This window comes from Paracraurococcus ruber, assembly GCF_004353985.1.
Classification (GTDB): Bacteria; Pseudomonadota; Alphaproteobacteria; order Acetobacterales; family Acetobacteraceae; genus Paracraurococcus; species Paracraurococcus ruber.
The window spans coordinates 17674-29604 of sequence record NZ_SMOA01000065.1; the positions used below are offsets into that span (position 1 = coordinate 17674).

Annotated in this window: 12 protein-coding genes; 3 read left to right on the forward strand and 9 right to left on the reverse strand. The window is 72.4% G+C overall.

The genetic code is table 11. The features are described 5' to 3' along the window. Positions 1–14: 14 nt before the first annotated feature. The 3 genes from E2C05_RS13985 to E2C05_RS13995 are packed head-to-tail and all read left to right on the forward strand — an operon-like array spanning position 15 to position 3498. Positions 15–1313 carry an extracellular solute-binding protein gene (locus E2C05_RS13985; protein WP_133220259.1) on the forward strand — a complete coding sequence of 433 codons (1299 nt, stop codon included), beginning with the start codon at positions 15–17 and terminating at the stop codon, positions 1311–1313. Continuing rightward, positions 1310–2404, forward strand: a complete 1095-nt coding sequence (locus E2C05_RS13990) for an amidohydrolase family protein (protein WP_133220260.1) — start codon at positions 1310–1312, stop codon at positions 2402–2404. The genes E2C05_RS13985 and E2C05_RS13990 overlap by 4 nt, the downstream gene beginning before the upstream one ends. Beyond that, positions 2401–3498, forward strand: a complete 1098-nt coding sequence (locus tag E2C05_RS13995) for an amidohydrolase family protein (protein ID WP_133220261.1) — start codon at positions 2401–2403, stop codon at positions 3496–3498. Before E2C05_RS13990 ends, E2C05_RS13995 begins: the two co-directional genes overlap by 4 nt. On the opposite strand, the gene E2C05_RS14000 is transcribed toward E2C05_RS13995, so the two are convergent. The 9 genes from E2C05_RS14000 to E2C05_RS14040 form a co-directional block, all read right to left on the reverse strand. Then, positions 3414–3815, reverse strand: coding sequence for a recombinase family protein (locus tag E2C05_RS14000; RefSeq protein ID WP_240046733.1), 402 nt, complete (start codon positions 3813–3815; stop codon positions 3414–3416). The two genes, E2C05_RS13995 and E2C05_RS14000, sit on opposite strands and share 85 nt — an antisense overlap. Positions 3816–4176: 361 nt before the next feature. Further along, positions 4177–4566, reverse strand: coding sequence for a hypothetical protein (locus tag E2C05_RS14005; RefSeq protein ID WP_158292115.1), 390 nt, complete (start codon positions 4564–4566; stop codon positions 4177–4179). A gap of 333 nt (positions 4567–4899) precedes the next feature. Continuing rightward, positions 4900–5670 carry a tetratricopeptide repeat protein gene (locus E2C05_RS14010; protein WP_133220263.1) on the reverse strand — a complete coding sequence of 257 codons (771 nt, stop codon included), beginning with the start codon at positions 5668–5670 and terminating at the stop codon, positions 4900–4902. A gap of 308 nt (positions 5671–5978) precedes the next feature. Beyond that, complete coding sequence (locus tag E2C05_RS14015; RefSeq protein WP_133220264.1) at positions 5979–7703, reverse strand: pilus assembly protein TadG-related protein; 1725 nt, start codon at positions 7701–7703, stop codon at positions 5979–5981. After that, on the reverse strand, positions 7700–8269 hold the full coding sequence (locus tag E2C05_RS14020) for a TadE/TadG family type IV pilus assembly protein (protein WP_133220265.1): 570 nt from the start codon (positions 8267–8269) through the stop codon (positions 7700–7702). Before E2C05_RS14020 ends, E2C05_RS14015 begins: the two co-directional genes overlap by 4 nt. Further along, complete coding sequence (locus tag E2C05_RS14025) at positions 8247–8717, reverse strand: TadE/TadG family type IV pilus assembly protein (RefSeq protein ID WP_133220266.1); 471 nt, start codon at positions 8715–8717, stop codon at positions 8247–8249. The genes E2C05_RS14020 and E2C05_RS14025 overlap by 23 nt, the downstream gene beginning before the upstream one ends. Positions 8718–8724: 7 nt before the next feature. Then, the gene (locus E2C05_RS14030) at positions 8725–9663 is read right to left on the reverse strand and encodes a type II secretion system F family protein (protein WP_133220267.1); all 939 of its coding nucleotides are present in this window, start codon (positions 9661–9663) and stop codon (positions 8725–8727) included. Next, on the reverse strand, positions 9660–10607 hold the full coding sequence (locus E2C05_RS14035) for a type II secretion system F family protein (protein WP_133220268.1): 948 nt from the start codon (positions 10605–10607) through the stop codon (positions 9660–9662). Before E2C05_RS14035 ends, E2C05_RS14030 begins: the two co-directional genes overlap by 4 nt. Then, a partial coding sequence (locus E2C05_RS14040) for a CpaF family protein (RefSeq protein WP_133220269.1) occupies positions 10604–11931 on the reverse strand: 1328 nt, incomplete at its 5' end. The genes E2C05_RS14040 and E2C05_RS14035, both read right to left, overlap by 4 nt.

An 11931-nucleotide genomic window follows, 5' to 3' on the forward strand; every position in this document is an offset into this window, starting at 1 on the left:
GGGAGGATACGCGGATGACCGCACTGAACCGCAGGCAGGCGCTGGGGGCCGGGCTGGCGCTCGCCACGCTGCCGGCGCCCAGGCTGCGCGCCCAGGGCAAGCCGGAGAAGCTGGTCTATATCGGCGACAACCAGGGCGGCTGGAAGCGCGCCCTGGTGGAGGAGGTGGCGCCGGCCTTCGAGAAGGAGACCGGCATCAAGGTGGAGTTCACCCTGCTGCCGACCGATCCCTGGCGGGCCCGGCTGAAGGCGGAACTCGGCGCGCGGTCCACGGCCATCGACGTGGCGCAATGGTCGGTCGGCATGGCCGGCTGGATGCAGCCGCATGTCCTGGACCATGAGGAGGTGGTGGCCAAGATCGCGGCGCGCGATCCGGGCTTCGACTGGGGCGATTTCCTCGGCGGCAGCAAGCGCGCCGCGACCTATGACGGCAAGCTCTCCGGCATTCCCTACCGCATCACCACCGGCATCCTGCACTACCAGAAGCCGCTGCTGGAGCAGGCCGGCATCACCAAGGCCCCCGGCACCTTCGCCGAGTTCCTGAAGGCCGCCCAGGCGGTGAACGCCCCGCCCGATCGCTACGCCGTCGGCATCATGGGCAAGCAGGGCTCCGGCAGCTATTCCAGCTTCGCCTCCTGGCTCTACTCCGCCGGCGGGCAGCTTTGCGACTTCAGGACGGGCGAGGTCTTCATCAACCAGCCCAAGGCGGTGGAAGCGCTGCAATTCTACGCCGACCTGATGGCGAAGCATAAGGTCGTGCCGCCGGAGGCGACCACCTGGGAATATGACGAGATCATCGCCGGCGGCCAGCGGGACCGCTACGCCATGGCGCAGACCTTCGCGCCCTATGGCACGCTGATCAACGACGCGGCGAATTCCCGCACCGCCGGCCGCTGGGCCTGGGATGTGGTGCCGGGCCTGACCGATCGCGAGCAGAGCCGCACCTGGATCGACGGCCATTTCCTGGCGGTGCCGCGCTACACCCGCAATGCCGACTGGTCCATCGAGTTCATCCGCATGGCCTGCAGCAAGCAATGGCTGCGCCGCTCGGCCGAGCGCGCCAATGCGCCGCCGCGCGGCTCCGTGCTGCGGGATGCCGACCTGGCGGCTAAGCTCGGCTGGCCGCCCGTCGCGGCGCAGGCGATCGAGACCGGCATCCCGACGCCCGCGCATCCCGCCTGGGACACGCTGGAGATCCCGCTGCGCGCCGGCGTCTCCGCCGCGCTGCTGGGCCAGAAAAGCGCGAAGGATGCGCTGGACGAGGTCGCCTCCGACTGGCGGCGCGGCCTGCGGCGGGCGGGGATCGGCCGGTGAACGCCGTCTCCCCCCCGGTAGCCAACTCCGTCACCCTTGGCGCAGTGGATTGCGACATCCATCCGGGGGTGCCGGGCATCAAGGCGCTGCTGCCCTATATGGACGATCATTGGCGGGACCACTTCGTCCGACGCGCCGCCGATGATTTCGACTTGGCAAGCTACCCGCCGCGTTCCCCGCTGGTCTGCCGGGCGGACTGGCGGCCGCCGCAGGGCAAGCCGGGCACCAGCTTCGACCTGCTGAAGGCTCAGGCGCTGGATGCCTTTGGCCTGCGCTACGCCATCTGCAACCCGCTCTATGGCGGCGCGGTCGCGGTCAGCGACCATATGGGCGCCGCCATCTGCCGCGCCATGAATGACTGGGTCGCGGCGGAATGGCTGGCGCGCGACCACCGTCTCCGCGCCTCCATCGTGGTGCCGGCCACCGCGCCCGACCTGGCGGTGGAGGAGATCGAGCGCCTCGCGCCCGACAAGCGCTTCGTGCAGGTGCTGCTGCCGGCGGCCGCCGAGATGCTCTACGGCAAGCGGTACTACTGGCCGGTCTGGGATGCGGCGGTGCGGCACGGGCTGCCGGTCGGGCTGCATGCCGGCCTCGCCTACCGCTACGCCCCGACCTCGAATGGTTGGCCGTCCCACCACCTGCACGACTATGTCGCGGCGTCCCAGGTGTTCGAGGACCAGCTGCTCAGCCTGGTGACGGAGGGCACCTTCGGCCGCTTCCCTGCGTTGAAGGTCGTGCTGATCGAATCCGGCGTGACCTGGCTGCCCGGCTTCCTGTGGCGTCACCTGAAGACCTGGCGCGGCACGCGGCCGGAAGTGCCCTGGGTGGACCGCCCGCCGACCGAGATCATCCGCGACCAGGTGCGGCTGACCATGCAGCCCTTCGACGCGCCGCCCGACCCCGAGGTGGTGGCGCAGGTGATCGACCAGCTCGGCTCGGACGAGATGTTGCTCTTCGCCACGGACTACCCGCACTGGCAGTTCGACGGCATGCAGGCCACGCCGGCCGGCATCCCGCCCGCCATCCTGAAGAAGGCCATGCAGGACAACCCGCTGGCCACCTATCCCCGGCTGAGGGAGACCGCATCATGAGCGAAGTCCTCGAACGCGCCACGGCGCAGGACACGAAGCTGCGCATCATCGACAGCGACGTGCATCCCTCCCTCCGCTCGGAGGCGGACCTGCACCCCTTCCTGTCGGAGCGCTGGCGGAAGCACATCGCCGAATACGGCAAGCTGGGCCGCGCCCCCTATGCCGGGCGCATCGCCTATCCGCGCATGGCCCCCAACACCGCGCGGCGGGATGCCTGGCCGCCGGGCGGCGCCCCGCCGGGCTCCGACCTCGACTTCATGCGGGCGCAGTTGCTCGACCTCTTCGACATCGAGATCGGCATCCTCGAGCCGCTGATGCCGAGCAACCTGGTCCGCAACCTGGACCTCTCGGTCGCGCTCTGCTCCGCCATCAACGACTGGCAGGTCGCCGCCTTCACCTCGCAGGAGAAGCGCCTGCGCGCTTCCATCCTCGTGCCCTTCGAGGATCCAAAGGCCTCGGTCGCCGAGATCGAGAAGCGGGTGAAGGACCCGGCCTTCGCCCAGATCCAGCTCACCTCCCGCAGCACGGAGCCGATCGGGCGGCAGCGCTACTGGCCGATCTTCGAGGCTGCGGCGCACTACAACCTGCCGATCGGCATGCATATCGGCGGGGAGGGGGGGCATGCCCCGACCGCGGCCGGCTGGCCCTCCTACTACATCGAGGACCATCACGGCCTGATTCATTCCATGCAGTGCCAGGCGACCAGCATGGTGCTGGAAGGCGTGTTCGAACGCTTCCCGACGCTGAAGGTCATCATGATCGAGGGCGGCTTCGCCTGGCTGCCCAGCCTCGCCTGGCGGCTGGACGCCCACTGGCGGAAGCTGCGCAGCGAGGTGCCGCATCTGAAGGAACCGCCCTCGGCCTATATGAAGCGCAACCTCTGGGTCTCCACCCAGCCGATGGAGGAGCCGGAGAACCCGGAGGATCTGCGCCGCATCCTGTCCTGGATCGGCTGGGACCGGATCCTTTATGCGTCCGACTATCCGCACTGGGACTTCGACGACCCGCGCTACTGTTTCCCGTGCAGGCTGACCGAGGCGGAGCGACGAGCAATCTTCCGCGGCAACGCCGAGGCGGTGTACCGGCTGGGCTGATCGGACCGCCGCGCGGACCTGCCGCGCGGCATCAGCTTGCCCCGGGGACCAGCTTGCGCCTTGCTCCGGCCGCACGACGCCGCAGCGGCGAGGCCGGCGCGGGTGAAGTCGCGGATCAGGTCGTGCTCGAACTGCTGGAGCGCGGCGAAGAGGTGAAACGCGAGCCGCGCGTGCGGCATGGTGGTGTCGGTCGCCTCGGTCAGCGAGCGGAAGCCCACCTCGCACTGTTCCCGCGCTGGCATGGTCTCGATGAGGTGTGACGGCGAGCGGCCGAGCCGGTTGGGCTTCCAGGTGGTCGGTGCATCGCCCTCGCGCACGGTACAGGGCCGCCTGCAGCCCTGGGCCGGTCGGCACGCGCGCCTGCACAGGGATCAGGTGGCAAGCTGACGGCGTGTTCCAGTTCCCGAGCCGGGTGCCGGATGACGGCGTCCTCCGACGGTCGCTGCGGCGCAAGAGTTGAAGGACGGTGCCGGTGTCGAGGTCTGCGCCGGGGTCGTCTTTGGCTGCGGCCATGCTCACGTCAGGTCGTGCAATGCGGTTCCGCTGGGCCGGGTCATGGCGAAGTCGCTGAACACCACCTCTTCGTGTCGGGAGAAGGGTATTGCCGCCCTGCCGGCGATCCGCGCCGCCGTCGCGGCCACCCATGCCGGCGCCACCCTCCGCCGCCGCCGTGCCACCCTAGGCCGCGCCCGTCGCATGGCCGGCCAGCCCTGGCAGGGCGCGCACCCGGCGTACCGTGACACCCTGCCCGGCATCGCCCGCCGCCCCGGCATGCCGCAGCGCCGCGCCGCCGCGATCGGCACCGCCGAACGCCGCCGCCTGGTCGCCACCTGCAGCGACGGCGTCACCGGCACGCGCGACCGCGTCCTGTTGCTGCTGGACTTCGCCGCGGCGCTGCGGCGGAGCGAGCTGGTCGCGGTTCAGCGCGAGCACCTGACCGTCACGCCCGAGGGGCTGCGGCTGCTGATGCCGCGCGCCGAGGCCGGCCGGGAGGGCAGGGGGGCCAGGCTCGGCATCCCGCGCGGCAAGCGGGCCGAGACCTGCCCGGTGCAGGTCCGCAAGATCCACCGCTGGGGCAGCCTCAAGGCCGCCACCATGCATCCCTACGCCCTGCCGCGGCGGATCGCGCTGGCCGGCAGCAAGGCCGTTGGCTTCAGCGCCTGTCGATGCACGGGCCGCGGGCGGGCTTCATCGCGAAGGCCTACAAGGCCGGCGCGCGCGACCTGGCCATCATGGAGCACAGCAGCCATCGCGGCGTCGGCACGATGCGGGGCCATGTCAGGCGGGCAAAGCGTCTCGGCGAAAGCCCGGCTTGGCTGGTCGGACTGTGGCGAACCTGGTCGCCACCCCGTTTCGCAGTCCGTCCGGCACTCGTGGCAGGGACAGGCAAGGCCAGCGGTGTCAGCCGCGCGGTCGCCCGGGTGCGGCCCCGGATTGCTGCGCCGCCTGCCGGGCAATCCGTGCGTCCCGGCCAAGCTTCGCCGGCATCGGCCCGGCATCGGCGCTGGCGGAGGCGGGATCGATCTGCCGCGCCATGGCGGCGAATTGCTGCGCCATCACTTCCGCCTCCGAGGGGCCCATGTCCTGCCGCAGCAGGCGCGTCGCGCGGTCCGGCCGGCCGGCCGCCACGAGGGCGAGCGCGAGGTTGTGCCGCGCGCGCCGCGGCGCGCCCGGGGCATATTCCGCCTCCGCCAGCGCCTGCACCGCCTCCGGCGCTTGGCGCGACAGGACCAGCGACAGGCCGAGATTGGCGCGGGGCCCCCAGTCCTGCGGGGCCAGGGCGATGGCGCGCCGATAGGCTTCCTGTGCGCCCGCCGCATCGCCGGCGAGGTCGCGTGCCAGGCCCAGCCCGGCATGCGCGCTGGCGCTCTGCGGCCAGAGCACGACGGCCTGCTCATGCGCTTCGATCGCGGCGGGCAAATTGCCGGCCCGCAACTCCAGCCGGCCAAGCCAGGTGAGGCGCTGCTGGGTCGGTCCCTGCAGCGCATTGGCTTGCCGCAGAGCCTCCGCCGCCTCGGCGTTGCGCCCGGCAGCCTCAGCCGTGGCGGCGAGGCGCTCGCGCAACGGCACGTCGCCCGGCCGTTCCGCGGCGGCACGCCGCAGCAGCGGCAACGCATCGGGTGAGTTCGGGCCCAGGCTCTCGGCCAGCCGCAGCCGGCTGTCGAGCGACAAGGCGGACGGCGTCCCCGCGGTCTCGCATCCGGTGAGGAGCAGTAGGCCGAGCAGCGCGGCGAGGCCGCGCCGGCAAGCGGGGAGAGTCGAAAGCCTGCGTACCATTCCTTGGCACCCATCCACAGTGACCGGCGGGGTGGGCGCACAACGCGACGTTCCCGTGCGTCGGCGACGGGCTGCCCGGCGGCGAAGCGGCCCCCCAATGGTCGCGCCTGGAGCGGAGGTATGGCACCGGCAGGCTTGCCGCACGGTAAAGCCGGACGCATGGCGGACGGGTGCGGGCCCGCCCGCGCCGCGCCCATGGCCGCCTACCGGGTCAGCCGCAGGTTCGCGAGCTGCGAGCCGATCTGCCGGAAGGCGCCGCGCAGATCCGCCTGGGTGGGGCTGTTGAACCAGTAGTCCGGCTGGCTGGCGCAGCCCCGGAAAAGGTCCTGCGTCGCCGCGTCGGTCAAGTTGAAGGTGACGGTGTAGATGATGATGCCGGCCCGCTTCATGTCGGTGCAGAGCTGGGTCATACGGCGGTTCAGCTCTGTCGTCACGCTGCCCGGGGCGACGCCCAGCCGGTTCTCGTGCAGGCGGCCATAGCCGGAATAGTCGGTGTTCCAGCCAGCGGCGCCGACCCGGATCGGCGGCGCGTCGGCGGCGGCGACGACCTGAGCCGGGTAGACGGTGTTGGCTGGGCAGCCCAACGGCCGCAGCGGAGCGCCGCCGGCCGGAGTGGCGGTGTTGCTCGTGCTGGTGTCGGTGCAGGTGCCGGGCGCGCCGCCGTTCCAGTCGTTCCAGTTGGCAACGCCGTCGGTCATCAGCACGACGACCTTCTGCATGAAGCAGGTCGGCACCTGTCCGGGGCGGCAGTAGTCGAGCGGCAGGGCGGGTGCGCTGCCGTCGCCCGCCCCGGCAGGCAGGGTCCACAGCCCGCGCCAGCGCGGGCTCAGCGTGCTCCAGCCCGCCTGCAGGCCCACATTATGCATGGTGCCGCCCTTGAAGGTGGAGCGCAGCTGCAGGATGCGCGCGATCACCTTCGACCGCTCGGCGGTCAGCGGCAGGATGGGCGCCTGCGGGCAGCCGGTATTCGGCCCGGCACTGTTGTTCTCCCGCACGTCCTGGTTCAGCTCGGTGATCGGGTTCGCGCCGGTGAGGGAGGGATTCCAGTCATTGTCGCCCGGCACGGCGACCACCCGCCGGCTGGAATCCGTGTAGCTGTATTTCCCGAGGGTGGACGCCCAGAAATAGGGTCGGAACAGCTCGACGCCCGGCGGCGCGTCGGTCTGGTCGTTGCCGCGCAAGGACCGTGCCTCGACGCAGCCGCGCCAGCCGACCGGGCCGTAGCGGGTGGCGTCGCGCTGGCCGGGGTCCAGCCAGTCGGTGCGCGCCGTCCCGATATTCACCGTGGTGGTGTAGGGCACCACGGAGACCCAAAGATTCGGCACGGTCTCGCGGTTGCCGTAGAGGATGTTGACCAGGTCGCCGGCCGCCAGCCGCAACGCGTCGATATTGGTCCCGTTGCTGGTGGCGCTGCCGATCGCGCTGGGCGTGCGGTTGCTGCCCATGGACCCGGTGACGTCGAGCACCAGCGCGATCTCCATGCCGAGATCGGCGCGCTTGGCTTCCGCCGTCGCCGCCACGGTCAGGGTGCGGATGCCCAGCACGCGGGCGAAGCTGGTGTCGATGACCGCCGAGGCGGCGACCCGGACCGTGCCCGCATCCTGCGACGCCACCGGGGCGTCGAGGGTTGCGAGGGAGTCGAGGAAGCCGCGCCGGGCCGCGCCGATCGGCGCGCCCGCCCCCGCCTGCGGGACACGCGTCCCGAAATTGGTCCAGAACATGCCGGCAATCTCGGCATCCCGCTGGCCGGCGGGCAGGTTGAGGTTGCGCGCCCCGGCCAGCGCCGCCGCGTCCAGCGCGGTGTAGAGCCGCGAGCGCAGCAGCCAGGCGCGCGCCCCGTCCACCGCGATGCCGACGATCCCGATCAGCGGCACCGCCAGCGCCGCGGTCAGGATGGCGATGCCGCCGCGGCGGCCGAGCCTTGTCATGGGCAGGGCCTGTCGAGGTTGGTGAGGGAGGCGAGGCGTGGCCGCAGGATCGCGTAGCTGCGCACCGGCCCGGCGCTGCCGAGGAAGAGCGACGCGGCGCCGACCGACCAGGGCCGGGCACGGTTGACGATCTCGACCACCAGCACGCTCTGCCCCGCGGGCACCTGGAAGCCGTTCGGCAGCGTGCCCTGGCCCGCCACCAGGTTGCCGCCATTGACCGTGCCGCGAGACCGCGTCCAGCACAGCCGGTTGCCGCCATTGGCGGTGCCGGCCACCACGCTGATCATGGTGAATGCGGTGCCGTCGCCGCTGGACCAGGCGAGGATGGGGGCGGCGATCATCCGGGCCGCGTCGAACAGCGCGTTCACATCGGCCTCGGCCAGCGTCTCCGCCTGGCTGGCGACATTGGCGACCTCGGCGGCCGTGCGTTCCAGCCGGAACCAGGTGCGCAGATGCACCACCATCTCGGCGGTGCCGATGGCCAGCAGGACCAGCAGCGGCGCGACCAGTGCGAATTCCACCGCCGCGGTGCCGCGCCGCGCGTCACGTCTGCGGATAGGGCTCATTCTTCGCCAGGATGATGAGTTGCAGCTGCAGCCCGTCCCGCATCAGGCCGCGGCCGAAGGGCGTGATGGGCATGGACCGATAGGCCACGGTGTAGCGCAGCACGTCGCCGGGGCCGCCCAGCCCGGGTCGCGACCCGCCGGCGGCGAAGGCGGCGAAGCTGCCGGCGCTCTCGACCGTCACCTGCAGCGTCGCGGCATCGAGCGGCAGGCCGGAGGCCCGCAGGATCAGCGTGCTGGCATAGGCGGTGCGCGTCTGTCCCGCCGGCGCGGCCTGCCCGGTCGCCACCCAGCGGGAGGCCTGGCGGGTGCCGAGGTCGAGCGCAGCGGCGACCGCAACCTGCCAGGCGGCCTCGATCAGCAGCAGGACCAGGGCGAAGAAGGCGCCGGCGGTGACGGCGAACTCCACCGTCGAGACGCCACGCCGGTCGCGCCGCAGCCACCCCGTCACGGCCGGCCTACCAAAGCCGTATCAATTGCAGCACGGCCGGCCCGCCGACGACCAGGAACAGGGTCGGCAGGATGAAGGCGATCATCGGCACGGTCAGCAGCACCGGCAGCCGGGCGGCCCGCGCCTCGAACCGGGTCAGCTGTTCCTGCCGCATCTCGGCCGACAGGGTGCGCAGCGCCTTGGTCAGCGGTGTGCCGTACTGCAGCGTCTGTGCCAACGTCATGCCGATGCGGCGCAGCAGGTCCAGCCCGGTGCGCTCGGCCATGTTCGCCAGCGCGGTGCGGCGATCCGCGAGGATCCGCAGCTCGCTGGCGCAGAGCGCGAACTCCGCCGCCACGGCGCGGTTGGCCGGCGCGATCTCGACCGAGACGCGCTCGATCGCGGTCTCCAGCGAGAGGCCCGCCTCGGCGCAGATCACCATCAGGTCCAGCCCGTCCGGCAGGCCGCGCTCCAGCTCCCGCAGGTAGGCGCGGCGCAGCCGGCGGACGGTCATGTCCGGCAGCAGCAGGCCGGCGATGGCCGCGGCGATCAGGCCGACGCTCCAGGCCGGCTGGCCGGCGCCCGCCAGGTGCAGCCCGGCCACCGCCAGCAGCGGCAGGCCCGGAAGCAGCAGCATCTTGGCGCCGACGAAGATGGACAATGCGCGGTCTCCACGGAAGCCGGCGGCGGTCAGGGTCTGCTCCAGCTCCGCCACCGTCCGGGCGGACAGGACGCCGCCCTGGGTCAGCAGCCGGCCGATGCCGGCCAGCAGCCGCAGCAGCAGCCGCCGCAGCGACCAGGGCAGCACCACTTGGTCGATGCCTGCCGCCCGCTGCACCGCCTCCAGCCGCGCGAAGACCCGGCGGTGGCGGTCCATCTGCTGCAGCAGGACCATGCCGAGCAACCCGATCGCCAGCAGGGCGAAGAGCCCGGCCCAGAGCAGCGGCATCCCGAGCGGCGGCGTCATGACAGCGACCGGCGGATGATGGTGCGCATCACCAGGATGCCGGCCAGCAGCAGCCCGATGGCCAGGCCGAGGATGGCCTGGCCGCCGGGATCCTTGAAGAGCAGGGCGAAATAATCGGGATTGATCGCCGCCAGGGCGCCGCCGGTGATGAAGGGCAGCGCCACCAGGATGCCGGCGGAGGTCCTCGCCTCCGACGCCAGGGCATGCGCCCGCTCGCGCAGGCCGACCGGCTTGCGGATCACCTCCGCCAGGTTCTCCAGCGTCTCCGCCAGCCCGCCGCCGGTCTGCGCCTGCAGCGCCAGGGCGGTGGCGAAGAAGCGGTATTCCGGCACGCCGTTGCGGTGCGCGGTCTCCGCCAGCGCCTGGTCCAGCGGCAGGCCGATCGCCAGGCGATCGGCGATGCGGCGGAACTCCGCCGCCGTCTCGGCCGGTCCCTCCCGCCCCACCGCCCGGACCGCCTCCGTCACCGGGATGCCGACGCGGACGGCGCGGGTCACCAGGCCGAGCGCATCGGGGAATTGCCGGAACAGCGTGTCGATCCGCCGCTGCTCCATCCAGCCGAAGCTGGCGCGGCTCAGCAGCACCCAGGCGACCGGCGTGGCGAAGACCAGCGGATCGCCGAGCAGGGCGGCGGCGATGCCCGCCAGCGCCCGGGCCAGCGGCAGGGTGACGACCGGCACCAGCCACCAGCGCACGGGGTAGTCGGCCAGCCGGTCGCGGTCGATGCCGAACAGCCTGGCCAGGCGCGCGACCACGGCACCGCCCGCCCAGTCGGCCAGCAGCCCGCCGCCCGCCGCCCCGCCGGCCACCGCCGGCCAGAGCGGCGCGGCCACCGCCAGCACCCGCGCCCGCCGCTTCTCCTGCCGCGCCAGGGCGCCAAGCCCGGCCACGACCAGCAGGGCAAGCCCCAGCAGGCCGGCGCCCGCGACCGCCAGGCCGCTCAACGCTCGGCCTCCTCCAGCGCCGCCGCCCAGGCGCGGTCCAGCCCGAAATAGGCCAGCCGCGGCAGGAAGGCGGGCCGCGCCCGGCTGGCGCGCCAGCGCACCCGCAGGCGGCCATCCGGCCCCTCGCCCTCGTGCTCCAGCGCGAAGACGTCGTTCAGGGTGAAGACCTCGCCCTCCAGCCCCACCACCTCGGTCACCTGCATCACCCGGCGGGCGCCGTCGCGCTGGCGCTCCACCTGGATGATCAGGTCCACCGCGCTGGCGATCTGGGTGCGGATCGCCCGGGTGGGCAGGCCGAAGCTGCCCATCATCACCATGTTCTCGATGCGGGTCAGCGCATCGCGGGACGTGTTGGCGTGCACCGTGCTCATGCTGCCGTCATGGCCGGTGTTCATCGCCTGCAGCATGTCGAAGGCCTCGGCGCCGCGGCACTCGCCGAGGATGATCCGGTCGGGGCGCATGCGCAGCGCGTTGCGCACCAGGTCGCGCTGCGTCACCTCCCCCTTGCCCTCCAGGCTCGGCGGCCGCGTCTCCAGCCGCACCACATGCGGCTGCTGCAGCTGCAGCTCGGCCGCGTCCTCGACCGTCACGATCCGCTCGGTGGGGTCGATCATCCGGCTGAGCGCGTTCAGCATGGTGGTCTTGCCGGACCCGGTGCCGCCGGAGATCACGACGTTCAGCCGGCTGCGCGCCGCCACCTGCAACGCCTTCGCCATCGGCCGCGGCAGGGCGCCGAATTCCACCAGCCGGTCGAAGTCGATCACGCGGCGGGCGAATTTGCGGATGGAGACGGCCGGCCCGTCCAGCGCCAGAGGCGGGAAGACGATGTTGACGCGGCTGCCATCGGCCAGCCGCGCATCCACCATCGGGCTGCTCTCGTCGATCCGGCGGCCGACCGCGGCGGCGATGCGCTGGGCGATGTTCGCCAGGTGCTGGTTGTCGCGGAACCGCACGCCCGACAGGGTGACCTTGCCGTGCTGCTCGACGAAGACCCGGTCATGGCCGTTCACCATGATGTCGGTGATCGTGTCGTCCTCCAGCAGCGGCTCCAGCGGGCCGAGGCCGAGCATGTCGTCCACGAGGTCGAGCGCGAGCTGCCGCTGCTCCCGCGCGTTGAGCTGCAGCCGCTGCTCGGTCGCCACCTCGGCCAGCAGCCGCTCCACCTCGGCGGCCAGCCGTTCCGGCGCCATGTTGGCGACCTGCGCCGGGTCGATGCGGGCGAGGCAGAGCGCGCGCAACTCGGCCAGCGGCGCCGCCGTGCCGCCGGGCCGCGGCGGCGCGGCCGCGGGCACCGCCTCCGAGGCGAGGCGGACGACGCTGCCCG

Coding starts and splice junctions, on each gene's coding strand:
- E2C05_RS14020 (WP_133220265.1), bottom strand. CDS start 8,269: ATGAGCCCTATCCGCAGACGTGACGCGCGGCGCGGCACCGCGGCGGTG.
- E2C05_RS13985 (WP_133220259.1), top strand. CDS start 15: ATGACCGCACTGAACCGCAGGCAGGCGCTGGGGGCCGGGCTGGCGCTC.
- E2C05_RS13995 (WP_133220261.1), top strand. CDS start 2,401: ATGAGCGAAGTCCTCGAACGCGCCACGGCGCAGGACACGAAGCTGCGC.
- E2C05_RS14030 (WP_133220267.1), bottom strand. CDS start 9,663: ATGACGCCGCCGCTCGGGATGCCGCTGCTCTGGGCCGGGCTCTTCGCC.
- E2C05_RS14015 (WP_133220264.1), bottom strand. CDS start 7,703: ATGACAAGGCTCGGCCGCCGCGGCGGCATCGCCATCCTGACCGCGGCG.